This window comes from Tabrizicola sp. (assembly GCF_030373185.1).
Classification (GTDB): Bacteria; Pseudomonadota; Alphaproteobacteria; order Rhodobacterales; family Rhodobacteraceae; genus Tabrizicola.
Window position 1 is genome coordinate 1 of record NZ_JAUCZH010000011.1, and the last position, 22,949, is coordinate 22,949.

At 62.7% G+C, this 22,949-nt stretch carries 23 protein-coding genes and 1 pseudogene; 20 read left to right on the forward strand and 4 right to left on the reverse strand.

Annotation, left to right across the window (positions count from 1 at the left end; all coding sequences use genetic code 11):
- Window positions 1–182 (forward strand): hypothetical protein (locus tag QUV21_RS17120; protein ID WP_300856542.1); only part of this gene is annotated, 182 nt, incomplete at its 5' end.
- 304 nt (window positions 183–486) lie between these two features.
- On the opposite strand, the gene QUV21_RS17125 is transcribed toward QUV21_RS17120, so the two are convergent.
- Entirely contained in the window at window positions 487–1,176 is a 690-nt protein-coding gene (locus QUV21_RS17125) for an ATP-binding domain-containing protein (RefSeq protein WP_300856543.1), read from the reverse strand.
- Window positions 1,177–1,599: 423 nt separating this feature from the next.
- On the opposite strand from QUV21_RS17125, the gene QUV21_RS17130 reads away from it, so the two are divergent.
- Window positions 1,600–2,697: a Fic family protein gene (locus tag QUV21_RS17130; RefSeq protein WP_300856544.1), complete on the forward strand. Its 1,098-nt coding sequence runs from the start codon at window positions 1,600–1,602 to the stop codon at window positions 2,695–2,697.
- A gap of 87 nt (window positions 2,698–2,784) precedes the next feature.
- Window positions 2,785–3,177 (forward strand): hypothetical protein, encoded by a 393-nt coding sequence (locus QUV21_RS17135; RefSeq protein ID WP_300856545.1) that lies wholly within the window; start codon window positions 2,785–2,787, stop codon window positions 3,175–3,177.
- Here QUV21_RS17135 and QUV21_RS17140 read toward each other — a convergent pair.
- A complete protein-coding gene (locus QUV21_RS17140; RefSeq protein ID WP_300856546.1) occupies window positions 3,108–3,836 on the reverse strand; it encodes a UvrD-helicase domain-containing protein in 729 nt (242 codons plus the stop codon). The two genes, QUV21_RS17135 and QUV21_RS17140, sit on opposite strands and share 70 nt — an antisense overlap.
- A gap of 182 nt (window positions 3,837–4,018) precedes the next feature.
- On the opposite strand from QUV21_RS17140, the gene QUV21_RS17145 reads away from it, so the two are divergent.
- The 9 genes and pseudogenes from QUV21_RS17145 to QUV21_RS17185 form a co-directional block, all read left to right on the forward strand.
- The gene (locus QUV21_RS17145; RefSeq protein WP_300856547.1) at window positions 4,019–4,771 is read left to right on the forward strand and encodes a GntR family transcriptional regulator; all 753 of its coding nucleotides are present in this window, start codon (window positions 4,019–4,021) and stop codon (window positions 4,769–4,771) included.
- Between the two features lie 72 nt (window positions 4,772–4,843).
- Window positions 4,844–6,409, forward strand: a complete 1,566-nt coding sequence (locus QUV21_RS17150; RefSeq protein ID WP_300856548.1) for a putative N-acetylmannosamine-6-phosphate 2-epimerase — start codon at window positions 4,844–4,846, stop codon at window positions 6,407–6,409.
- Window positions 6,406–7,710, forward strand: coding sequence for an extracellular solute-binding protein (locus QUV21_RS17155; protein ID WP_300856549.1), 1,305 nt, complete (start codon window positions 6,406–6,408; stop codon window positions 7,708–7,710). The genes QUV21_RS17150 and QUV21_RS17155 overlap by 4 nt, the downstream gene beginning before the upstream one ends.
- 53 nt (window positions 7,711–7,763) lie before the next feature.
- Window positions 7,764–8,630: a sugar ABC transporter permease gene (locus QUV21_RS17160; protein ID WP_300856550.1), complete on the forward strand. Its 867-nt coding sequence runs from the start codon at window positions 7,764–7,766 to the stop codon at window positions 8,628–8,630.
- On the forward strand, window positions 8,627–9,454 hold the full coding sequence (locus QUV21_RS17165; RefSeq protein WP_300856551.1) for a carbohydrate ABC transporter permease: 828 nt from the start codon (window positions 8,627–8,629) through the stop codon (window positions 9,452–9,454). The genes QUV21_RS17160 and QUV21_RS17165 overlap by 4 nt, the downstream gene beginning before the upstream one ends.
- A gap of 3 nt (window positions 9,455–9,457) precedes the next feature.
- Window positions 9,458–10,513: an ABC transporter ATP-binding protein gene (locus QUV21_RS17170; RefSeq protein ID WP_300856552.1), complete on the forward strand. Its 1,056-nt coding sequence runs from the start codon at window positions 9,458–9,460 to the stop codon at window positions 10,511–10,513.
- A gap of 57 nt (window positions 10,514–10,570) precedes the next feature.
- On the forward strand, window positions 10,571–11,353 hold the full coding sequence (gene nagB / locus QUV21_RS17175) for a glucosamine-6-phosphate deaminase (RefSeq protein WP_300856553.1): 783 nt from the start codon (window positions 10,571–10,573) through the stop codon (window positions 11,351–11,353).
- Window positions 11,346–12,506, forward strand: coding sequence for an N-acetylglucosamine-6-phosphate deacetylase (gene nagA, locus QUV21_RS17180; protein WP_300856554.1), 1,161 nt, complete (start codon window positions 11,346–11,348; stop codon window positions 12,504–12,506). The genes nagB and nagA overlap by 8 nt, the downstream gene beginning before the upstream one ends.
- Window positions 12,507–12,710: 204 nt before the next feature.
- Window positions 12,711–13,533 (forward strand): annotated as a pseudogene (locus QUV21_RS17185) (IS481 family transposase); the annotation flags it as partial.
- Here the strand turns inward: QUV21_RS17185 and QUV21_RS17190 are convergent.
- Both QUV21_RS17190 and QUV21_RS17195 read right to left on the reverse strand, forming a co-directional pair.
- Window positions 13,477–13,602 (reverse strand): hypothetical protein, encoded by a 126-nt coding sequence (locus QUV21_RS17190; protein ID WP_300856571.1) that lies wholly within the window; start codon window positions 13,600–13,602, stop codon window positions 13,477–13,479. The pseudogene QUV21_RS17185 and the gene QUV21_RS17190 overlap by 57 nt on opposite strands.
- Window positions 13,589–14,404 carry a helix-turn-helix transcriptional regulator gene (locus tag QUV21_RS17195; RefSeq protein ID WP_300856556.1) on the reverse strand — a complete coding sequence of 272 codons (816 nt, stop codon included), beginning with the start codon at window positions 14,402–14,404 and terminating at the stop codon, window positions 13,589–13,591. Before QUV21_RS17195 ends, QUV21_RS17190 begins: the two co-directional genes overlap by 14 nt.
- A 121-nt stretch (window positions 14,405–14,525) precedes the next feature.
- Between QUV21_RS17195 and QUV21_RS17200 the strand changes: the two genes are divergently transcribed.
- The 8 genes from QUV21_RS17200 to QUV21_RS17235 all read left to right on the forward strand — a co-directional run bounded on the left by QUV21_RS17200 (window position 14,526) and on the right by QUV21_RS17235 (window position 22,912).
- Entirely contained in the window at window positions 14,526–15,287 is a 762-nt protein-coding gene (locus QUV21_RS17200) for an aspartate/glutamate racemase family protein (RefSeq protein ID WP_300856557.1), read from the forward strand.
- A gap of 6 nt (window positions 15,288–15,293) precedes the next feature.
- On the forward strand, window positions 15,294–16,523 hold the full coding sequence (locus QUV21_RS17205) for an ABC transporter substrate-binding protein (protein WP_300856559.1): 1,230 nt from the start codon (window positions 15,294–15,296) through the stop codon (window positions 16,521–16,523).
- Window positions 16,524–16,550: 27 nt separating this feature from the next.
- On the forward strand, window positions 16,551–17,789 hold the full coding sequence (locus QUV21_RS17210) for a branched-chain amino acid ABC transporter permease (RefSeq protein ID WP_300856560.1): 1,239 nt from the start codon (window positions 16,551–16,553) through the stop codon (window positions 17,787–17,789).
- Window positions 17,786–18,982, forward strand: a complete 1,197-nt coding sequence (locus QUV21_RS17215; protein WP_300856561.1) for a branched-chain amino acid ABC transporter permease — start codon at window positions 17,786–17,788, stop codon at window positions 18,980–18,982. The genes QUV21_RS17210 and QUV21_RS17215 overlap by 4 nt, the downstream gene beginning before the upstream one ends.
- Window positions 18,979–19,752, forward strand: a complete 774-nt coding sequence (locus QUV21_RS17220) for an ABC transporter ATP-binding protein (protein WP_300856562.1) — start codon at window positions 18,979–18,981, stop codon at window positions 19,750–19,752. Before QUV21_RS17215 ends, QUV21_RS17220 begins: the two co-directional genes overlap by 4 nt.
- Entirely contained in the window at window positions 19,745–20,449 is a 705-nt protein-coding gene (locus QUV21_RS17225) for an ABC transporter ATP-binding protein (protein WP_300856563.1), read from the forward strand. The genes QUV21_RS17220 and QUV21_RS17225 overlap by 8 nt, the downstream gene beginning before the upstream one ends.
- 1 nt (window position 20,450) lies before the next feature.
- Complete coding sequence (locus tag QUV21_RS17230; RefSeq protein WP_300856564.1) at window positions 20,451–21,326, forward strand: asparaginase domain-containing protein; 876 nt, start codon at window positions 20,451–20,453, stop codon at window positions 21,324–21,326.
- Window positions 21,327–21,481: 155 nt separating this feature from the next.
- Window positions 21,482–22,912 carry an alanine/glycine:cation symporter family protein gene (locus QUV21_RS17235; RefSeq protein WP_300856565.1) on the forward strand — a complete coding sequence of 477 codons (1,431 nt, stop codon included), beginning with the start codon at window positions 21,482–21,484 and terminating at the stop codon, window positions 22,910–22,912.
- Window positions 22,913–22,949: the final 37 nt, after the last annotated feature.

The following is a 22,949-nucleotide window of genomic DNA, read 5'->3' on the forward strand; positions in this document are numbered from 1 at the left end:
GCTCGCCGCAACCGTCATGTTCTGGCTATGAAACAAGAACGAGTCCTGACCCTAATCAGCTTTCGCATGGAGGCATTCCTTCTGTAACTCAGCATGAAGTTCAGGGCGCGCTCACAGCGGTCGGGACCCTTTTGTTTTCCTTGAAGGTCAATCCAACCAACGCCAAGCAAGAGGTGCAGTAAGCTTGCTCCCCCCCTGGCATGGTTCCTCCCCGGCCCCGAACGTATGCGGGGGGGCGCAGCGCGGCGGTTCGCTAGCGACAGGCACTTTCACCGGGGAAGCCAGGCGGAAGCCACTTGGCGCGCGATTAGGGGAAAAGCGACACGTTATCAGAGGCTTGTGGAATCACGATCTTGGCTTGCTGGATTCTTTTGTGGAATCCAGGGAATCCACTTCGCGGAAGCCACCTTGGCCGGAATCCAGCCAGCGGAAGCCACCCTTTTCGATCCGTGATGAATTGGCCAAGGCCACCCCTGATCAAGAGAGTCAGTTGCCGTTCTGATCCGCCATGACAGCTTGCGCCCCTGCTTCGAACACCAGTTCGGGCAAGACCACTTCCCACTCACCTCGACGCAGCAGGTGATGATACTCATCATCGCCATCTTCGCGCCGCCAGTTCAGGATGGCCGCGATCTCGCCACGCAGGAAGGTGGTGCCCTCGGGCGGTGCGAAGGCGCGGGACAGGCGGGCAAGGGTCTGGCCCTGGGCGTTCTCGATCCGCCAGCGGTCGCCGTCGCGGATCAGATGGACGGGGTCGCCAGGGCGCGCGGCGGCGATGGCGGCCAGCGATGGATCACCCAGCCGCAGGCGCCCGGCGTAGGACAGATCCACCAGCGTCGGATCAGGCGGCACATAGCGCAGGCGGGCGCGCGGCAGGGCGGCGGTATCGGGGGTGACGCGGCAGGACAGGACCGCATCGCCTTGGCGGACAAAGGCATGGGGGCCGTCGGTCAGGACGGTCAGGGTCGACCGCGCCCGCGTCATCGCAACATAAAGCAGGCGGCGCGGAGCGTCCGCATCCTCACCGCGCGACGGGCGATCCAAGCCGCCGTTCAGGATCGCGACATGGTCGAATTCCAGCCCCTTGGCGCGATGGGCGGTCATGAGCAGCAACCCCCGCTGTTCGCCCCTCACATCTCGCGCCCATTCGCCGAACCACTGCACGATGTCGGGCACCGGGGCGGCCTTTTCCACCAGTTCGCGTGCGAGGGTGCCAATGCCTTCGCCTATCAGGTCGGTCCAGCGTGATTGCGGTTGATGTAGCTCCAGCTGCGGGCGGGAATGTCCATAGGGCTGCCGCTTTCCATCAGGGACGTGGTCGCCTGCACACCGATGTCAATCGTGGGGCAGAGCTCGGCAGTGGTGCCCTTGTGAAGCAGGCTAGGCTGTAGACCACTAACAGCTACGGGTCTTGATGACAGGAATCGCCGCGACTCTGTGATCACACCACTTTGATGGAAGTGGGCTCACGTCAAAGTCCGAAGCTCAGAGTTACCACGCGGAGAATAGGCCCATCATTCTCCGCATATCTTGCGGTGTTTTTCCTTGCGCTTGCGGAGAATGTGACCCACAATCACCGCACCTAACGCGGAGATTACGGTGTACATCTGGGAGCAACCAGACTGGCCAAGGCTGACCTGGCAGGATGGCAGCATTGCCGCCCCCCTTGCTGCAGTGCGTCACGACCAGGGGCGACTGATCGGCCGGATGGAGGCGCTGGGCTTCAAGCTGCGCGAGGAGGCGGTCCTGCAGACCCTCACGCAGGACGTCGTCAAGACGAGCGAGATCGAGGGTGAGCAGCTGGATGCCACTCAGGTGCGGTCATCCCTCGCCCGACGGCTTGGCATCGACATTGGCGCCCTGCCCCCGACCGATCGCAATGTGGAAGGCATCGTCGAGGTGATGCTGGACGCGACGCGGAACTATCAGTCGCCGCTCACGAAGGAACGCCTCTTCGGTTGGCATGCTGCATTGTTCCCCACCGGACGCAACGGCATGACGAAGATCATCGTCGGCGATTGGCGTGATGACAGCACCGGCCCGATGCAGGTTGTGTCGGGGCCCTATGGCCGGGAGAAAGTTCACTACTCCGCCCCCCCGGCACCGCGGGTCGCAGCGGAGATGGAAGCCTTCCTCGCATGGTTCAACGCGCCCTTGGCCACCGACCCGGTGATCAAGGCGGCGCTGGCGCATCTGTGGTTCGTGACGATCCACCCGTTCGAGGACGGCAATGGTCGCATCGCCCGCGCCATCGCTGACCTCGCACTTGCCCGGTCGGAGGGGAGCTCGCAACGGTTCTACAGCATGTCCGCGCAGATCAGGACCGAGCGGAACGCGTACTACGACCAGCTTGAGCGCACCCAGAAGGGTGGCACGGACGTCACGTCGTGGATTTTGTGGTTCCTCGACTGCCTCGGCCGAGCCATCCACGGCGCAGATGGCGTTTTGGCGACGGTCGTCGCCAAGGGGCAGTTCTGGGAACGCACTGCAGCGCTGGCGCTGAACGAACGCCAGATCAAGGTACTGAACCGCTTACTCGATGGGTTCGAAGGCAAGATGACCTCGTCGAAGTGGGCGGTGATCGCCAAGTGCTCGCAGGACACGGCGAACCGTGACATCGCGGCTCTACTGGACCTCGGTCTGCTCCGGAAGGGCGAAGGCGGCGGGCGCAACACGCATTACGAATTGGTGCTGTGAGGGTCGTGACGACGATTAAGTAAATCCGTAAAGGAGGAGGAGGGCGCGCAAGCACGCGCAGCGATCTCTGATCAGTTTTTCGGGGAAGTGCTGGCAGCGCTGGGCCTCGACCCCGCCGCCCTGCCCGGCTGGTGGCAAGGCTGGCCACCCCGGCTGAGCGTCAAGCGCTGGCGCGACGAGTTGGGGCTGACCGAGGCGGAGATCGTTACCGCCGCCGAGGCGTCCCGCCGGGAACACCCCGAACCGCCTGATGGGCCGAAGGCGCTGGACCGGGCGATGCAGCGCGCCGCCCAGCGCAAGGTTGAAGCAGCCGGGCAGAAACGTCGTAAGCGCAAATCCGAACCGGCACCGGCGGCAAAGCCGATAACCGACCTGCCCGCCTTCTATGCCAACCTGATCAACGCCAACGGCTATCTGCCCGTAAGCGCGATCAGCAACACCATGCGCGATGCAATGCTTGACGGCGCACCGACGCCATGACCAATCCGGGTCAAGCTGCGGAAGGCGTAGCAGTTCATCCAGCGCAGCGACGGCCTGCGCTGCATGCCACCCGCATCCGGCAGGGTAACGCGCCCTTGCACCACCGGGTCCAGCGCCGCCCAATCGCCACTTGGCATCGCCCGGGCGCGGGCGCCGTTCACCGTGATATCGTGACCTACCTTCATACGCGCGGCGGCGGGCGCGATCACGGCATTGGCCGCCGCGATGATGTGGGCGGAAGAGCGGTAGTTTTCCGTCAGCCAGACCGGTTTGGCGGCATAGTCGGCCTCAAAGCGGCGAATGAAGTCGATGCTGGCTCCAGCAAAGGCGTAGATGTTCTGGTCGTCATCGCCCAAGGCAAACAGGCTGACGCGCAGACCATCGTCCAGCGACCGCCCTGCCACCGCGCCGATGCGGGCATATACCTCGGGGCCGATGTACTGATATTGGTCTACCAAGAGCCAGCGGTAGCCTTGGATCAACGTCTCGCGCAGCGCCTCGGCCTCGGGTTTGGATAGCCCATCGCCGCGCAACACGGCAACTGCCTCCATGACGATACCGCCGAAGTCGCGCGGGCCGTCTTGATAGCCTTCAAAGCTCGTCACCATCAGGTGCCTAGCCAGCGCGTAGCAGGTAGAGACCGTCACCCTCGGCATCATGGCCGATCATGCGGCGCATGCGGCCTGACGCGCGGCCTGGCGGATCGAGGCGAGTACAAGCGCATGCTGGACATGGCCGACACAGGCACAAGCGGCAGGCGCATGGAAGAGAGTTCAGGGATTGTCTGGTCTGTTCCGGTGCGGTAACTGGTATCTACCACTAGCCTTGGAAGAAGCCAGATATGTCTACAAGTGATCCCTTAATCGCTGCTGTTCGAGCGGTGTTGGAAAACGCGTCCACCGAGCGCCCCCTGTACCAGAGACTGGCGAGCGCCCTGCTGGATGCAATGACAGTCGGCCGGATCGCCGGCGGGCAGGCCTTGCCAAGCGAGCGCCGCTTGTCTGGTGAACTGGGCATAAGTCGCGTCACAGTTCGGCGGGCGCTGGATCTGCTGGCAAGGGAAGGCCGGTTGCAGCGCCAACAGGGCGCACAGACGCAGATCATCCCCCGCGTGCAGAAGACCTTGTCAAACCTCACCGGCTTTTCGGAAGAGCTACAAGCCAGGGGCAGTCGGCCCGGACACCGATGGATCTCGCGGCAGAGCGGACTACCAACGCCAAGCGAGGCAATGTTTCTTGGCCTTCTCAGCAACGATCCTGTAGTACGCCTGGTCAGGATCCGCATGGCAGACGGCCGCCCCCTGGCGATCGAGCGCGCGACGGTTCCCCAGGCGATCCTGCCCTCGGGGGAGCTGGTCGAGGATTCGCTTTATGCGACGCTGCGCGCATTGGGGTGCGGCCCCGTACGGGGTGCGCAGCGCATTCGCGCCGGGCTGATGTCGCCCGTCGAGGCGGAGTTTCTTGAGGCGGAAGCGGGGGCTTCGCTGCTGATCATCGAGCGGCGTTGCTATCTGGCCGATGGCCGGGCCGTCGAATATACCGAGACAAGATACAACGGCGCGCTCTACGACTTCTTGACGGACCTCGGCTCGTGAACGGAGCATACCAGTTTGGTTCTTGTTGCATACCAGTAAGCAGGCAGGCACTCTCGACAGCGAGGGGGAATCATGCCGGAAACTCTGGACACATTACGCGGCGGACTGGTCGTTTCCTGCCAACCCGTACCGGGAGGGCCAATGGACCGTCCCGAGATCGTTGCAGCGCTTGCGATGGCCGCGCTGGCCGGAGGCGCCGTCGGCTTGCGCATAGAGGGCGTGGAGAATCTCCGGGCGGTCAGGCGGTTGACGACCGTGCCGATCATCGGCCTTATCAAGCGCGACATCCCTGGTAGCGACGTCCGCATTACCCCGCTGCTGGAAGACGTGGCTGCGCTGGCAGCGGCCGGCGCCGACCTTATCGCCTTCGACGCGACGGATCGCGACCGCCCAGTGTCTCGAGCCGCGCTGGTGGCGGCGATCCATGCCGCCGGGCGGATCGCGATGGCGGATTGCGCCATGCCGGAAGACGGTCTCGCCGCTCATGCGCTGGGCGCTGCGGTACTCGGTTCGACCATGTCCGGCTACACCGGTGGCCCGGTGCCGGACGAGCCGGATCTCCATCTGGTGACCATGCTGCGCCGGACGGGCGCCTTCGTCGTGGCCGAAGGGCGGTATCATAACGCCGCACAGGCGGCACGCGCCCTGACGGCGGGGGCCGATGCCGTAGTCGCCGGGTCGGCGATCACCCGGACCGAACATGTGACGGCATGGTTTGTCGAAGCGATGGCCGCGAGCCGTGTGGCGCGTCAGGCCAAACCGGACGCTCGAACTATTGCCATCGATCTGGGCGGCACGAAGCTGCTGGCGGCTCTGGTCGAGGAGGACACAATCGTTGACCGGATTGAGGTCATGACCGACAGGGACGCCGGGCCCGACGCCTGGATGCGCCAGATTGCGGATTGTGCCGCCGGATGGGCTGGCCGCTTCGACAGGGCGGGCATCACGGTCACCGGCTTGATCAAGGATGACCACTGGAGCGCGCTGAACCCCGTGACCCTGCCCCTGCAGGGCAGCTACCCACTGAAACAGGCCGCGACCGAGGTCTTGGGCGTTCCGGTCGTGCTTGCCAATGACGCGCAGGCGGCGGCCTGGGGTGAATTCACGCAAGGGGCGGGGGCGGGCAAAGACACCGTGTTCCTTACGGTCTCGACCGGGATCGGAGGTGGGGTCGTCGCCAATGGCCGACTCTTGCGGGGGCGCAGCGGTCTCGCGGGGCATTTCGGCCAGATCCTGCCCCTGCCCGAGGGTGACGGGGCCCGGTTCGAGGACGGGGCCTCGGGCCGCTGGATTGCCGCCGAGGGCGCACGGCTTGGCCTTGGCACCGATGCCCGCGCGGTCTTTGCGGCCGCAGCGGCTGGCATTGCCGCGGCCGAGGCTGTGATCGAAACCTCGGCGCGGCGCGTGGCGAGGCTGGCCTGCGACCTGCAACTTATGTTCGACCCGCAACATGTCGTGATCGGCGGCGGTGTTGGGTTGGCTGGCGGTTACATCGAACGGGTGGTCAAGGCGGTGGCGCATCTGCAGCCTTTGCTGCGCCCCACCTTGCGCCCTGCTGCGCTTGGCAGCGACGCCGGCATCATCGGAATTGCCGATCTAGCAAGACAAAAGCAACCAAACAGAGAGGAAAGTACATGATCTTCAAGACCAAACTGCGCGCAACGGCTGCTATGCTGGCCATGCTGGCCGGCGGTGCCGCCCAAGCTGAAGTCACCGTTCTGGGCTGGCCAGGCGGACCCGAGGAAGCGGCCCTGCGGGCTGTGACCGAGGTCTACAATGCCAAGGCTGATCTGGCTGCTGAGAACAAGGTGGAACTGCTGTTCACTTCGCGTGAAGGGTTCTTTGACAAGCTCCAGGTCGATCTTGCCGCCGGAAGCACTGCCTTTGACATCAACCTGATCGCCACCTATTCGATCGGTCGCTATGCGCCCTTCATGGAGCCGGTCACCCTGTCCGATCAGGCAGGCGCGGTCTTTGGCGATACGGTCTTGAAGACCATGCAGTTCAACGGCGCCCAATACGGCGTGCCGACCGACCTTTCGCTGCATTTCCTGTACTATCGCAGCGACCTGATCGATGCGCTTATGGCCGATGACGCAGCCAAGGCGAAGTATTCAGAAATCGCGATGCAGTATCTTGGCAAGGCGATGGAGCCGAAGGCCCCGGCCGACTGGACATGGGAAGACTTCGTTGCCAACGCGCTGTACTTCACCCAATCGATCAACCCTGACAGCCCAACGCGCTATGGCACTGTCATCCAAGCCAAGAACCTGCTGTTCAACATGATGGTGTTCCATTCCTGGCCGCGCAGCTATGGCGGCAACTGGATGGATGACAGCGGCGCAATCACGGTTGACAGCGAAGCGTTCCGCACGGCCCTGAGCCAGGCCAAGATGCTGTTCGATCTTGGCGCGACGCCGCCCGACTCGACCTCTTACGAATACGCTGAAGCCAACGCTGCCTATTCGTCTGGTCAGGTTGCAGCCATGGTACAGTGGAACGCGGCGGCGGGTGAATTGACCACAGCGCAAGCAGCAACCGGCACGACCGCACCTCCAGCAGGGCCGGACGGTCGCTACACCCACATCCACGGGCTTGGCCTTGGTCTGAACAAGGCGGCCGAGAACAAGGAAGGCGCGCTTGCCTTCCTGCAGTGGCTCTCGACCGAAGAGGCGGCACTGGCCTATGCCAAGGCAGGCGGTGCTCCGGGACTTGCCGCAGAGACGGCGGCCAAACTGGCAGCCGATCGGCCGGATCTTGTGCAGGTCGGCGAATATGCTTCGACCTACGGGTTCGTCATGAATGGCGGCACGGCGGAAAAGGCGCTGGCGGTCTATGAGGCGCAAGCCAAGGAGTTCACCGGATACTGGGCCGGCACGCAGGATCTGGACACAGCGCTGAAGAACGCAGCCGCGTCGATGGCCGAACTTCTGAAGTGAAAAACCGGGGCGCGGACGGCATCCACCGTCCGCGCCCGACCAATGGAGTGGACATGAAGCAGGAACGATCTGTCGAAAACGCGGTTCTCGCTGGGCCGATAGTGCTGTTTCTGCTGGCAATCCTTGGCTTTCCCACGCTGCTGAGCCTAGTCTACGGGTTTTCCGAGACCACCTTCCAGACGCTGACCACGCCAGAGTTCTCGGGGCTGAAGAACTTCCGCGATGTGACTGCCGACCCGACCTTCTGGCAGGCCGCCTGGTTCTCACTGCGTTTCGGGGCGATCACGGCTGTGCTGCAATGCGCGCTGGGGCTGGCGCTCGCGGTTTATCTGGCACCGTTGGTCCGCCGGCATGGCTGGACGGTTGCCATCCTGATCATCCCGATGATCGTGGCACCCGCAATGATGGGGCTGATGTACCGTCTGGTCTTGCATGAATTCGCAGGACCGCTGCCGCATTACATGTACAGCTGGTTCGGCTGGTCGCCGTCGTTCCTTGGCCCGGCGAATGTGTTCAAGACCTTAGTCGTGGCCGAAACGCTGCAATGGACGCCCTTTGCCTTCCTGCTTTTCCTGACGGCCTTCCAGTCGATCCCCGATGACCTGCGCGAGGCAGCGGCAGTTGACGGGACGCGGCCATGGCGGCTTTTCTGGAAGATCGAGCTGCCGCTGATGATGCCGACGGTGTTCGTTGCGCTTTTCATCAGGTTCATCGACGGGTTCCGGGTATTCGACAACATCTACACGCTTGTCGGGGCGGGACCGGGGGGCTCGACCACTTCAATGTCGATCTACATCTATGAAACCTTCCTGCGCCGGGGTGAAATCGGCAAGGCAATGGCCGCCGCGATCCTGTTGTTCGTCAGCGCCTTCGTGATCCTTGCCTTGGCCCAACGCCTGATGCGGAGGCGGACGCCATGAAACCTCGTCTGACACTACGCTGGATCGTCTTTGCGATTGCGGCCTTCGTGATGAATTTCCCCGTGCTTGCCACGCTGGTCACGGCGTTCAAGTCGTCGGGCGAGGTGTCGCGCAATCCGTCACTCTGGATCGAGGCGCCGACGCTGGAGAATTTCGCGACCGTCCTGACCATCAGCGACCGGCTGAATGTCTACCATTATCTTTGGAATTCCTTGGCGGCCGCACTGATCGGATCTGTTCTGCCGATGATCGTGGCCTTTCCGATGGCCTGGGCGATGGTGCGGCGCGGATACGGGCGCGCCATACTTTTCCCGCTGGTCGTCAACCTGCGTGCCTTGCCACTGATCATCTTCGCGATTCCGCTTTACATGATGTATGCGACCTTGGGCCTTCTGGACACGCGGCTGGGACTTGGGCTGCTGCTTGCCATCGTCAATCTTCCGCTGGCCTTGATGCTGTTGGTCAACGCCGTGGCGGAAATCCCGGTCGAACTTGAAGAGGCCGCCCATATGGACGGCGCCCGCCTGCCGCGCTTGCTGTTCAAGGTCGTGCTGCCACTGTGTCGTCCCGCGCTGATCACCACCTTTGTCTTCGGCTTCATCACCGCATGGAACGAATTCCTGTTCGGCCTGATGCTGACCACCCGGGAGGCAGTTCCGATGACGGTGGGGGCATCGTTCTTTTTCGCGACCTCGGGCGGCGGGGTGCAATGGGGGACCGCCTCGGCAGTCATGGTCGTGGCGGCGCTGCCGCCATTGCTCCTCGGTCTTATAATGTATCGCCGGATCACCGGTTCGATGGTCGCAGGCGCAGTAAAGGGCTAGATCATGGCTGAAATCCGCATTGAAAACCTGAACAAATCCTTTGGCGCGGTATCTGTCATCAAGGACGTTTCGCTGACGATCCCGGATGGAGACTTCTGCGTTTTCGTCGGCCCTTCGGGCTGCGGGAAGTCCACGCTCCTGCGACTGATTGCAGGGCTGGAATCCGCAACCTCGGGGCGGATCGTCATCGACGGGCGTGACGTCACCGCGCTGGAACCCTATGACCGGCACCTGTCGATGGTCTTTCAAAGCTATGCGCTTTACCCGCATATGACGGTGAAGGAAAACATCGCTTTTGCCCTTCGCACCGCAAAGACACCCGAGGCGGCAATCGCCGAAAAGGTGGCAAAGGCCGCACGCATCCTGCGTCTGGAAAGCTATCTTGACCGCAAGCCCGGCGCGCTGTCCGGGGGGCAGCGTCAGCGCGTGGCTATCGGTCGGGCCATCGTGCGCGAACCCAAGGCCTTTCTCTTCGATGAACCCCTGTCCAACCTTGATGCCGCGCTGCGCGCCGATACCCGGGTTGAAATTGCCTCGCTTCACAAATCTCTGGCCGCGACGATGATCTACGTGACGCATGATCAGATCGAGGCGATGACCCTGGCAGACCGGATCGTGGTGCTGAACGAAGGTCAGATCATGCAGGTCGGCACTCCGCGCGAGCTGTATGAGCGCCCGGCCAATGTCTTTGTGGCCCAGTTCCTTGGCAGCCCGAAGATGAACATTCTGCCCGCAAGGGCCGCAGAGGGTATGATTGTCCTTCCGGGCAGCAGTTCGCGGCTGGCAGCGCCCGCTGGGTGGGGCGGTTTGGTCGCGGCCGGCCTGCGGGCCGAGGATTGCACGGTCACGGGGCCGGACAACGGGGTGCTTTCGGGGATTGTTGTCGTAAGCGAATACCACGGGGCCGCTCAGCAACTGCTGGTCGACACCGACGCATGCGGCCGGATTTCGGCCTTCACGACCGCTGACCGGGACCTGAGGGTCGGCGACCGTGTCGGACTGGATTTCGCGACAGAGAAGCTGCACCCGTTCGACGGGGGTGGCGTGCGTCTGGCCTGATGGGACGGACACTGCCCGACCGGGAGCAGCCCCGGCAAAGGGGCAGAAAGGAACGATGTGAAGGTATTGATTCTGGACACGGCAGAAGCGGCCATCGACCGCAGTGCAACGATCCTGCTTGACGTGGTGCGGCGAAAACCGGCCAGCGTCCTGGGGCTGGCGACCGGCGGAACGATGCTGCCGCTTTATGACCGGGTGGTGTCCCGGCATGCGGCCGAGGGTGTCAGCTTTGCGGGGGTGACGACCTTCAACCTTGACGAATACATCGGTCTTGGTCCCGACCATATCGGCTCTTATCACCACTACATGCGCAAGGCGCTGTTCGACCGGATCGACATCGATATCCGCCTGACACATCTTCCGCGCGGCGATGCGCCGGATCCTACGGCCGAGGCCGAGGCTTACGAGCGCAGGATCGAGGCTGCGGGTGGCATTGACCTTCAACTGCTCGGGATCGGGCGAAACGGCCACATCGGCTTTAACGAGCCGACCTCAAGCCTTGCGTCCCGCACCCGGATCAAGACGCTGACCGATGACACCAGACAGGCGAACCGGGCATATTTCGACAGTCTGGCAGACACTCCACGCTTTGCGATCACCATGGGGGTCGGGACAATCCTCGCCACCCGGGCCTGCCTGTTGCTGGCAACTGGGGCAGCGAAAGCCCCGGCCGTCGCAAGGATGATCGAAGGCCCGGTCAGTGCGGCCTGTCCGGCAACGGCATTGCAGCTTCACAGACAGGTCACTGTCGTGCTTGATCGCGCGGCGGCAGCAGAGCTGTCACTTCGGGACTACTACGAACACATCCATCCGAACGGGGCCGAAAGTGACTTTGGCTGAAAACGAAGTCCGGCCCGGCCGTGTCTTTGCCCGCGTGCTTTATGATGGATTGACCCCGGTCGGCCTGCCGAACAGGATCATCGAGCTTTCCGGGGGCAGGATCGTCGCGGTGCGCCCCGCCGAAACCGGAGAGGGCGATGATCCCGCCATGGTTTCGGCGGATGTCGTAGCCGCAGGCTTTATCGACCTTCAGATCAACGGAGCCGGCGGCGCGCAGTTCAATTTCGACCCCTCTGTCGCGACGCTTGCCCTGATGGCAAACGGCGCGCGCCAAGGCGGGACGGCGCATATCCTGCCTACTTTCATCAGCGCACCGCAGGCAGAGTACCGAAAGGCCCTTGCCACCGCGCGCGAGGCCATTCTGTCCGGCGTTCCGGGCATCCTTGGGGTCCATCTGGAAGGTCCTTTCCTGTCGCCGCAGCGTCCGGGGATACATCACCCCCATGCGATCCGTCCGATGACCTCAGCCGATATTTCTGCGATGACCGCTGACTTTCCCGGACCTCTGCTTGTGACCGTCGCACCGGAATACCTGCCCGACGGCAGCCTGGAGACGCTTGTCAAAGCGGGGATCACAGTCTTTGCCGGGCACAGCATGGCAACATCACAGGCCATCGCCGAAGCGGAAACGCTGGGCCTGCGCGGCGTTACCCATCTTTTCAACGCCATGTCGCAGATGACGGGGCGAGAGCCAGGTATCGTCGGCGCGGTCTTGGCCTCAGATAGGCTTTATGCCGGGATCATCGCCGACCGCCACCATGTCGCCCCGGAGAACCTGTGGATCGCGGCACGGCTTCTGCCAGACCGCCTGTGCCTTGTAACGGATGCGATGATGACCCTCGCCAGCAAGCTCAACCAATTCACGCTTAACGGCCAAACCATCCGTCTCGACGGAGGGCGGCTGACAAACGCTCAGGGGACTTTGGCCGGAGCCCACGTCGCAATGGATGAAAGCCTGCGGAACATGATTGCTTGCACCGGTTTGCCAATTGCTGCTGCCTTGAACATGGCATCCCGCAACCCGGCTATGGCACTGGGTATGCATCACGAACTGGGTTTGGTGCGCGTGGGCTATCGAGCCTCTCTGACATTGCTCAGCACCGATCTAAGAGCAAAGGCCGTCTTGGTCGACGGCCAGCACTTTCGCATATAGGCCAACCGAACACAGGAACGTTCAACTTCCTCGGGCGAACCGCTCAGCAAGCCCGGCGATCACGTGACCCTGCGCGCGGACCTTGATTGCATCGTGGTCATGTCCACATGCCGCAAGACATCGTCCCGATCAACGGGGCCGCCTGCAAACCGAACGAAGTGCATTTCCGCCTGCTGAACTGACCGGCCTTCAAGCCGGGCCAGGGTGCTGGCTGATCGATCCGATATGAAGACCGGGCCGACGGAACCGCGCTCTCGGTTTTGACTGAAGCCGAGGAAGCGGCAATCGTCGCGTTCCGGCGCCACACGCTTCTGCCGCTGGACAACTGTCTTTATGCCCCGCAGCCGTCCATCCTGCATTTGACACGGTCAGCCCTGCACCGGTGCCTGCAGCGTCATGGCATCTCGCGGCTGCGGGACGTGAAGGACGACAAGCCCAAGCGCCAGAAGTTCAAGCGCTACCCCATCGGGTTCTTCCATATCGACATCGCCGAGGTGCAGACGGTTGAAGGCAAGCTCTGTCTCTTTTTGGGCATTGACCGAACGGCCAAATTCGCCATCGCTCAACTCGTTGAAATGGGGACAGAAAGACGGCCTGTGAGTTCCTTCAGCACATGCTCGAAGCCGTGCCCTATCGGGACCACACCATTCTCACCTATAACGTCATCCAGTTCTCCGAGCAGCCCCGGAACCGCAGCACCATTTGTGCCCGGCCGATGCGCTTCGACATGATCTGCGAAGCCAACGGGATAGAGCACCGCCGGACCAAGCCCAACCATCCGTGGACCAACGGTCAGGTCGAGCGAATGAACAGAGCGATCAAGGACGCGACTGTGAAACGGTTCCACTACGACAGCCACGACCAACTGCGAACGCACCTCGCGGACTTCTTGGCGGCCTACAACTTCGCCCGAAGGCTCAAGACGCTGAGCGGCCTCACGCCCTAGGAATACATCTGCGAAACCCGGACATCAGAGCCAGATCGATTCATCCTGAATCCGATCCACCAGATGCCGGGACTGAACACTCATCGTGCTGCGCTGTTCGGCGCTGACGAGCGATTTTTCAAGTGCGATACACCAGCTATATTCGATCATCCGAGAAAGCCTCAAAAACATGCGGGCCGCTCGGATAATTGTCGATCATCGGACGCACGTGGTCGGGAATGTCAAGGCTATCTCGTTGGAAAAGACCACATCTTCTAAGCGCTCCAACAAGAGGCATTCTTGGCGGCGTGCGTTCCATATAGGTTCGCACGCAACACGGCACGTGATCGCGGTTTGCCGAGACGCCTACCTTGACCCCGTGCAGTCGCGTCCAGCGATGTGAATAGTCAGGGTAAAGCACCGTCTGAGTAATCTCAATCCCAGCGCTATACTCGTAATCATTTAGGAAAATCCGGTCTCCGGTCATCAGAGCGGTGCCCTGATAACGATAGTGGCGATGGCAGGGCCGGTCAAAGGCACCCATTCGTTCCAGCCGGCGATAAAAGACATGATCGCCCTCGGAAGAAACCACGACAACCGAGCGCACGATCTGTCCGCGAGATGACATTGAAAAATAGTATTCGAAGAAGGTACCCAACAGGTTGAAGATACGTGGATCGTTGCGGGTCAGTATGCGGTCGAAATGCTGTCGCAGCGTCCGCGACAGGGTGTCGGAGGCCAGTCCGCGCAGTTTGACGATCTGGGCGAACTCCTCTTCGGGCATTACGACCTCGTGCGGTTCGACCCCGAAATAGTCGCAGATGCGTCGCATGAGGGCGCCACGCGGAAACGAGCTTCCCGCGAGATAGCGGTTCAGCTGGCTGCGGTTGACCTTCAGATCCTGCGCCACGCGCGAGATCGAGGGCCGGTAGCCGCACAGCAGGCGAAGGTTGGGGCCGAAAGCGTCCATCATGCTAACCGATGCAAATACGGCACCAAAGTGCGCCACTATGCATCCAATTACACAATTGTCTACAGCAAGCAACTGCTTGCACGATCCAACCGGGGAGACCTTCAAAACCTCGGAGAATTACATGCGGGCGTACAAGAGCCTGAACAATGACGCACGCGCTACGATCGGCATCGTCACCGGTTCGGGGCCAGAAGCGGGGCTTGATCTCTGGGCCAAGATCCTCAGACGCAACCAAGCGGCCATTGGGCCCGGTTTTCGCGGCGATCTGGACGCGCCACGCGTCGTCGTCGTGTCAGAGCCGGATCTCGGCCTGTCGATGGATCTGGCCGCGAATGATGCGGCTGTGTGGGCGGCGATGCAGAAATCGCTGGCCGCACTTGCGCCCCTAGTCGATGCCTATGCCATCGCCTGCAACACGCTGAACTGGTATGCGCCACGGATCGCCGATCTGGACCTGGGCGCCGAACTCGTTTCCTTCCAGTCGGTGCTGGCCGACTGGATCGCGCGGTCTGGCACCCGGCGGCTTGCGCTTCTGGGCGCCGGGCCGGTGACGGAAATGGGCGAATGGTCGGCCTACCGCGGTCTGGCCGACCTGGTCGAGGTCGAGCTGCCCGCAGACCCGCATGCCCTTCATCACCTGATCGAGGATGTAAAGCGGCTTGGCAGCGCCGATGCGGGTCTGCGACTGCGCTTTGCCAAGCTTGTCAAAGGGCTGGATGCGCAAGTCGTGCTGCTGGCCTGCACCGAGCTGCCGCTGATTGCCGATATCGAAACCGAAAGGACGCTTGTCGACGTGACCGAGCTGGTCGCCGAGGCGCTCGTGGTCCGCTCGCTCGCGGGACGGACGGGCCGCAACAATCAACACCCGCAGCAACAGGAGTAGGACGGCATGAAGACTTCATTTATCCTTGGCGCCTCGGCATTGGCGCTTCTGTCGGCGCCCGCCTTCGCGGCGGACTGCCCGATCAAGCTGGGCGGCCTTGCCCCCCTGTCAGCACCCGGTTCGGTGACCGGCGGCGAAGCGATGCGCGATGCAATGAAGATCGCGGTCGATGACATCAACGCTGCCGGTGGCCTTCTGGGCTGCCCGGTAGAACTGGTCGTGGTCGATACCGAGGGCCTGCCCGAACGCGGCGCGGCGGTGATGGAACGCCTGATCACCCAGGACGGCGTCGTCGCGGTGGGCGGCGGCTACCATTCCTCGGTCGGGATCGCGGCCAAGGACGTGGCGGACGGCAAGGGCATTCCGGTCGTCTTCGCCGAAACCTGGAACGACCAGATCACCGCCGACCGGCAGAAGTACATCTTCCGCATCGCGCCACTGTCGTCGGAAGTCTCGAAGATCTACGCCCAGTTCGCCGCCACGATCCCCGAAGTCAAGAAAGTGGTGATCCTGGCCGAGAACACCGATTACGGCCTGCCTGCCTCGGAAGAGACCAAGGCCGGGCTGGAGGCCGCGGGCATCGCCTCCTCGACCTTCACCGTCGATATCGGCACCCAGGATTTTTCCGGCATCATCGAACGCATCCGCGCCGAAAGCCCGGACATGATCATCCAGCTTCTGACCGGCGAGGCGACCTACAACTTCACCCAGCAGGCGGCCGAGGCCGGCATGGGGCCGGGCGACCTGCCGATGACCTGCGACCAAGCCGCGCTTGAAAGCGGGGCCTTCTGGCAGAACGTGCCGGACGGGAACCTTTGCTTCATCAATGCCGTCGGCCTGCCACGCGCGCTTTACAACGACAAGACCAATGCTTTCGTCGCGGCCTATACCTCCGCCACCGGCAAGTCGGCGGCCGAATCCTATGCGATGGAGGCCTATGACTCGATCGGCATCCTGGCCGCCGCGATCACGGCCGCCGGATCGACCGAGGGTGACGCCATCGTGACGGCGCTGGAGAACATCACCTATTCCGGGACGCTGGGAGAGATCACCTTCCCGGTCAATTCCTCGAACCCGCCCGAGGCGGCAGGCAAGACCCCGAACTTCTGGCACCAATTCCCCGATCCGGCGGTGACAATGGTCCAGTACCAAGAGCCGAACCAGCTGGCGGCCGATGCCGTGGTTGTCTTCCCCGAGCGCTACAAGACTGGCGAAGCGATCATCTCCGGCCAGTGACGGCCTGATCCCGAAAGGACCGAACAGATGGACCATCCACAGTTCTTCTTCATGGCGATCCTCTGGATGGTCATCTGGGGTGCCGTCGGCGCGGTGATGATCCGCCGCGCCTACTTTGCCCGCGATCTTGACGTGACCCAGGCGCGCGCCGTCGGCGTGGCCGTGGGCGCGGCGACCGGGCCTTTCGGGCTGATCCCGCTGTACCTGAAGACCCCCGAACTGACCCGTCGCTGGCGGGTGCTTCCTTGGCTTGGCGTGGCGGCGGTCTTCACCGCCGCCTTCGCCCTGTCCGATCCCGACAACGTCTGCGTCACCTCGGGGTCGTTCGTCGCCTCGCAGGTGACCAACGGGCTGATCATTGGCACGATCTATGGGTTGATGGCGCTGGGTCTGGCGCTGATCTTTTCGATCATCGGCATCGTCAGCTTCAGCCATGGCGAGTTCTACATGATCGGCGGCATGGTCGTGTATTACATGACCGAGGTCTGGCTGCCCGGGGCGGGGCCGGTGCTTGCAGTCATATTCGCCTGCGTCGTGACTTTCATGATCGGCGCCCTGTTCGAACGCGCCTTCCTGACGCCGATCTATGACGGCAGGGTGGAGCGGCCGAACGAATATGCGATCCTCGTGACCTTCGGGCTGGCCTTTTTCCTGCAATATCTGGTTCAGGGCCTTTCGGGCGCGAACCCGGTCAAGGCGCGGCCCTTCTTCGAACTGCCGAAGACGAATATCCCCGAAGACGGCAGTATCCTGGCCACCACCCGGTCGAACATCACGCTGTTCGACACGATCTCTGTCTCGACGCCGCGACTGACGGCGGCGGTCATCTCGGTCCTGATGCTGGGGCTGCTGATCTGGTTTCTCTACAAGACCTGGTGGGGCAAGGGGCTGCGCGCCGTGGCGCAGGACCGGCAGGCCGCCGCTGTCGCGGGCATCAACCCCAAGGTCATGAACATGGTGGCCTTCGGGCTGGGCTGCATGCTGGCGGGGCTGGCAGGCGCGGTCCTGGTGCAGGCCTTCAGCTGGCTGCCGCAGACCGGCATGATCCCGGCCTTGCGCGCCTTTGTCATCATCGTCCTGGGCGGCCTCGGCTCGTTGCCCGGCGCCTTCATCGGCGGGCTGCTGCTTGGCCTGATCGAGGCGACGGGCGTGGGCTGCATGCCTGACCCGACCCGCGCGGCGGCCTATCTGCCCGCCTACGGAATGATTGTCCTTACCCTGGTGCTGCTGCTCAAGCCCACCGGCCTGTTCGGGAAAAAGATATGATCAGACACATCCCCAACGGCGCAGGCCTTGCCGCGCTTGCGACCCTTCTCGTCTTTCCGCTGGCCTATGGCGGCGCGAACTACGACTTCGTCATGCATCTGTGGATCACCGCCTTCTTCTACGCGATCCTCGCGTCAAGCTGGGCGCTTCTTGCGGGTTATGGCGGGCAGTTTTCCTTTGGTCACATGGCCTTCATGGCGCTGGGGGCCTATGGAGCCGGACTTCTGGACAACTACGTTGTCGTCACGGGCCAGCCCACCCGTACCTGCCTAGAAATCGGCCTGTTCGGCAACTGGGTGGTGTTCATCGCGCCGACAGGTGTGTCCAAGGTCCAGTCCTGCCTTGAGATGGCACAAGCCGCCTGGCCCGCCGACGCCACCGTCAGCCGCTTCCCGCTGATCCTTGGCATTATCTTCGGCGCGGCCATTGGCGGCGGCGCGGGCTGGCTGATTGGCACGTTGGTCTTGCGGCTCCGCGCGGCATATCTCGCGCTTTTCACCGTCGGGTTCTCGGAGATCCTGCGCGCCGCCATCAGCGCCGAAATCTGGCTGACTCGCGGGCAGGCGGGCCTGCCGCTGTCGCCGATCTTTCCTGACGGGGTGACGCTTTTCGGCACCTATTTCCCGGCCACGGCCAAGCTTCCGGCCTATTATGTCATGCTTGCGCTCTTCCTCGGTACACTCCTGCTTCTGACATGGATCGCCCAGTCGCGGATTGGCCTTTTCCTTCGCTCATTGCGCGAGGACGAGGACGCAGCAGAGGCACTGGGTGTAGATACCGTCCGCTACAAGCGTGTGGTCTTCGTGTTGACCGCGATGATCGCGGCGGCGGCGGGAGCGGTGCAGGGCCACTATGTCGGCCTGATCACGCCCAACACGATCGTCCTCCTGCAGATGAGCCTTGTCATCGCCATGGCGGTGATCGGCGGGCTGGAGAATGTCGTCGCCGCGGCAATCGGCGCCATCCTGATTTCCTTTGCGCTGGAATTCCTGCGGACCGACTTCTTCCTCTTCGGCACGCGCATCGACATGACGACCTGGCGGCTGGTGTTCTTCGGGCTTCTCCTGATGCTGACGCTGCGCTTCCTGCGCAACGGGGTGATCCATGGCGCGCTGATGTGGATCGACCGGCGCGGCGTCGGGGCGGAGACCGTCGCCAAGCGGCGCGCGGGCCAGACGGAGGGGGCAGAATGACCATCACACTCGACGTGCGCGACGTGAAGAAGCGGTTCGGCGGATTGCAGGTGCTGAAAGGCGTCAGCTTCTGCATCGAGGGGCCGGAGCTTGTCGGCCTGATCGGCCCAAACGGCGCGGGCAAGACCACGCTGACCAATGTGCTGGACGGCGCGATCAAGCCCGACAGCGGCATCATCCGGCTGAACGGCGAAAGGATCGACCCGTTAGCCCCCTATGAGGTGGCGCGGGCCGGACTTGGCCGCACCTTCCAGGTTACGCGCGCCTTCCGCCGCATGACGGTGCTGGAAAACCTTTATGTGCCGGCGATGTCGATGGATGCCAGCGTCCGCCCCCGCGACGTGCAGGACAAGGCGATGGAGATCCTCGAGTTCCTGACCATCGACCATCTGCGCAACGAATACGGTCGCGCCCTTTCCGGCGGGCAGCAGAAACTCTTGGAACTGGGTCGTCTTCTGATGCTCGACCCAGACGTCTTTATTTTGGACGAGCCCTTCGCAGGTGTGCATCCCAGCCTGATGAAGACGATCTACAAATGGATCGAACGGGTGAACGGCAATGGCAAGGCGATCATCCTGATCAGCCATCAGATGGAGTCGATCTTTACCCTCTGCCGCCGCCTTCTGGTGCTGAACTACGGTGACCTGATCGCCGACGGCCCACCATCCGCGGTTAAGAACGACCCGAGGGTGATTGAGGCCTATCTGGGCAACGCGGACGACATGTCCGGCACCGGCATGGTCAGCCTGAAGGAGGACCAGCATGCTTGAAGTGCGCAACATGGATGTGGGTTATTACAAGGACCTGAACATCCTGCAAAACGTCAGCATCGACGTACCACCCGGCAAGATCGTCACGATCCTGGGCGCGAACGGGGTGGGCAAGTCCACGTCGCTCAAGGCGATCTACGGTTTCCTGCGCCCCAATGCGGGCCATATCCGGCTGGACGGCGTCGATATCGTCAACACGCCCACGCATGAGCGGATCCTGAAGGGGCTGGCCTATATCCCCCAACATCCCGGCGTCTTTCACGACATGAGCGTCGAGGACAACCTGCTGATGGGCGCCTGGACCTTCCGCAAGGACAAGGCCCGCATCGCCGCCAAGATCGAGGCAAACTATACTCGTTTTCCGATCCTGCGCGACAAGCGCCGCCAGCCTGCGGGCGAACTGTCGGGCGGCCAGCAGCGGATGGTGGAAATCGGCCGCACCCTGATGGGCGAGCCCAAGGTGCTACTGGTCGACGAACCGACCGCGGGCCTGTCGAAGATCCTGGCGGAAGAGGTCTACCAGATGCTACGCGACCTTCGCGACAAGGAAAACCTTGGCATCCTGCTGGTCGATCAGGAAATCCGCCACGCCCTGCGGATCGCCGACTATGTCTATGTGCTGGAACTTGGGCGCAACAAGTTCGAAGGTCCGCCCTCGGACTTCGACAATCTGGAAAAGGCGTTCTGGGTTGGCTGAAATGAAAGACATCCTTGTGTTGCATACTGGGGGCACCATCGGCATGGCCCACGGACCCGACGGTTTGGCCCCAAGAGCGGGTGTGGTGGAGGAGGCACTGCAGGACCTCGCGCCGGTTGGTGTAAGTCTTTCCATCCACACCTTCGATCCGTTAATCGACAGCGCTGAGATGGGTCCCGCCCAGTGGAACCGGATGATCGACCTGATCTCAGCCTTCCAAGGCGCGGGGGTCATCGTCACCCATGGCACTGACACGATGTCCTATACCGGCGCGGCACTGTCGCAGGCGCTTGCCGGAAGCGCGCTGCCAGTCATCCTGTGTGGTGCGATGCATCCGCTTGGTAGCGGCGGCGATGCCGAGGCCAACCTGAGCCTTGCGCTTGATGCGGCATGCAAGGCGCTGCCAGGGGTCTGGTTGGCCTTTGCCGGCAGGCTTCTGAGCGCCGCTGGGCTAGTAAAGCATGACGCGCAGGGCGTTGACGCCTTCCGCTCGGTGCCGCAGAGCAACTGCTCTGAACGGTTTCACGTCCGGCGTTTCGCGCCTTGGCGACTGGCGATCCTGACCCTGTCGCCCGGCCTGCCACCGGCCGCTCTTGCTGCCGCACTGGCCGAGCTTGATGGAGCGGTCCTGCGAGTCTTTGGAGCGGGGACGGTAATGTCCAGTTCAATGCTGGAAGAAGTCTTGGCTACGGCAGTGGTGCGCGGCTGCCGGATTCGCGCAGTCAGCCAATGCGAGACTGGCGGTCTGACCCCCGGCGCATATGCTGCCGGTGCGCCGCTTTGGAGAGCCGGGGTTGAGAATGGCGGAGCTGAGACCCCGGAAGCTGCCCTAGCTCGGATTTGGCTCGCTCTGTCGTCTACGGAAGACCGTGGTTAGCAGTCGAAAGCCGGTCAAGTGGTGCTAACTGATGCATTTTAAGATATTAAATGCACCATTTGTAGTCCAATTGCACAATTGGCTTTGCGAGCCCGCGCCACCAGCATGCAAGCGCTATCAATGACGTTGTTTGCCGTTGGCCATGAGAGGGACAAATGGAAATACTGCAATCGCTGTTCGGCTATATCGACAGCCTCACCTGGGGGTGGTCGCTCATCCCCATCTTGGTCGTCTTCGGCGTGTTCATCACGATCATGTCCGGATTCGTCCAACTGGAGTTTTTCGGCCGCATGTTCCGCGTGCTGTCAAACAAGAACCAGAACACTGACCCCAACGCCATCAGCGCGCGTGAGGCGCTGCTGGTGTCCGTCGGCGGTCGCGTCGGCGGCGGCAACATCGCCGGTGTCGCGGTCGCGATTACCCTTGGCGGACCGGGTGCGGTTTTCTGGATGTGGTGCATCGCGCTCGTTGGCATGGCCACAAGCCTTGTCGAATGTACGCTGGCGCAGGTCTACAAGCGCAAAGACGGCGCAGACAGCTTCCGTGGCGGTCCAGCAGACTATATCCTGCGCGGCCTTGGAGCGAATTACAAATGGCTGGCCATCGTCTATGCCATCTGCCTGCTGGCGGCCTTCGGTCTTGGCTTTGTCGCCTTCCAGGGCAACACGGTCGCGGGCGCCGTGCAGGATTCGTTGGGCATCAGCCGCTATGTCACCGGCGGGCTCCTGGCCATCGTCACCGGCATCGTGATATTTGGCGGCATCAAGCGGATCGCCAAGGCATCCGATGTCATCGTGCCGATCATGGCCGTGGGCTATATTGCGCTGGCGCTTGGCGTCATCGTGCTGAACTTCGGTGAAGTTCCGGCTGTGATCAGCCGGATCGTGGCCGGTGCCTTCGGTTTTGAGGAGGCCATCGCCGGCGGCATGGGAGCAGCCATTGCCCAGGGTCTGCGCCGGGGCCTCTTTTCGAACGAGGCGGGCCTAGGTTCGGCGCCGAATGTCGCGGCGACCGCACTGGTTCGTCACCCGGTCAGCCAGGGCATCACCCAGTCGTTCTCGGTTTTCATCGACACTATCCTGATCTGCTCTTGCACCGCGTTCATCATCCTGCTGGGCGATGTCTATGTGCCGGGCGCCGAAAGCATCGACGGCGTGGTGCTGACCCAGCAGTCGCTGGCCAGCCACTACGGCGAATGGTCGCGCTATGCCCTGACGGCGGCGGTCCTGCTCTTCGCCTTCTCGTCGATCATCTACAACGTCTACCTTGGCGAAAACGCGATGGCGGCGATCACCGGTTCCAAGACGGCGATCCTGGTCCTGCGGGTTGCGATCATCGGCATCGTGTTTCTGGGCGCGGCAGCACCCGGCGCGACGGCGGTGTTCTTCTTCTCGGACCCGATGATGGGCGTGCTGGCACTGGTGAACCTGGTGGCGATCCTGATGCTGTTCCCCACCTGCATGCGCGTCGTCAACGACTTCCGCATGCAGCTGAAGGCGGGCGTGGATCGGCCGATCTTCGATCCGGCGAGCTTCCCCGATCTCGACCTCGACCGCGAGGCTTGGGACCCGGCCCGCTGGAAATAGAAACCAAAAGGGCCGCCTGCAGGCGGCCCTTCCATTT

Coding starts and splice junctions, on each gene's coding strand:
- QUV21_RS17140 (WP_300856546.1), bottom strand. CDS start 3,836: ATGATGCCGAGGGTGACGGTCTCTACCTGCTACGCGCTGGCTAGGCAC.
- QUV21_RS17145 (WP_300856547.1), top strand. CDS start 4,019: ATGTCTACAAGTGATCCCTTAATCGCTGCTGTTCGAGCGGTGTTGGAA.
- QUV21_RS17150 (WP_300856548.1), top strand. CDS start 4,844: ATGCCGGAAACTCTGGACACATTACGCGGCGGACTGGTCGTTTCCTGC.
- QUV21_RS17155 (WP_300856549.1), top strand. CDS start 6,406: ATGATCTTCAAGACCAAACTGCGCGCAACGGCTGCTATGCTGGCCATG.
- QUV21_RS17160 (WP_300856550.1), top strand. CDS start 7,764: ATGAAGCAGGAACGATCTGTCGAAAACGCGGTTCTCGCTGGGCCGATA.
- QUV21_RS17165 (WP_300856551.1), top strand. CDS start 8,627: ATGAAACCTCGTCTGACACTACGCTGGATCGTCTTTGCGATTGCGGCC.
- QUV21_RS17170 (WP_300856552.1), top strand. CDS start 9,458: ATGGCTGAAATCCGCATTGAAAACCTGAACAAATCCTTTGGCGCGGTA.
- QUV21_RS17190 (WP_300856571.1), bottom strand. CDS start 13,602: ATGATCGAATATAGCTGGTGTATCGCACTTGAAAAATCGCTCGTCAGC.
- QUV21_RS17195 (WP_300856556.1), bottom strand. CDS start 14,404: ATGATGGACGCTTTCGGCCCCAACCTTCGCCTGCTGTGCGGCTACCGG.
- QUV21_RS17200 (WP_300856557.1), top strand. CDS start 14,526: ATGCGGGCGTACAAGAGCCTGAACAATGACGCACGCGCTACGATCGGC.
- QUV21_RS17205 (WP_300856559.1), top strand. CDS start 15,294: ATGAAGACTTCATTTATCCTTGGCGCCTCGGCATTGGCGCTTCTGTCG.
- QUV21_RS17210 (WP_300856560.1), top strand. CDS start 16,551: ATGGACCATCCACAGTTCTTCTTCATGGCGATCCTCTGGATGGTCATC.
- QUV21_RS17215 (WP_300856561.1), top strand. CDS start 17,786: ATGATCAGACACATCCCCAACGGCGCAGGCCTTGCCGCGCTTGCGACC.
- QUV21_RS17220 (WP_300856562.1), top strand. CDS start 18,979: ATGACCATCACACTCGACGTGCGCGACGTGAAGAAGCGGTTCGGCGGA.
- QUV21_RS17225 (WP_300856563.1), top strand. CDS start 19,745: ATGCTTGAAGTGCGCAACATGGATGTGGGTTATTACAAGGACCTGAAC.
- QUV21_RS17230 (WP_300856564.1), top strand. CDS start 20,451: ATGAAAGACATCCTTGTGTTGCATACTGGGGGCACCATCGGCATGGCC.
- QUV21_RS17235 (WP_300856565.1), top strand. CDS start 21,482: ATGGAAATACTGCAATCGCTGTTCGGCTATATCGACAGCCTCACCTGG.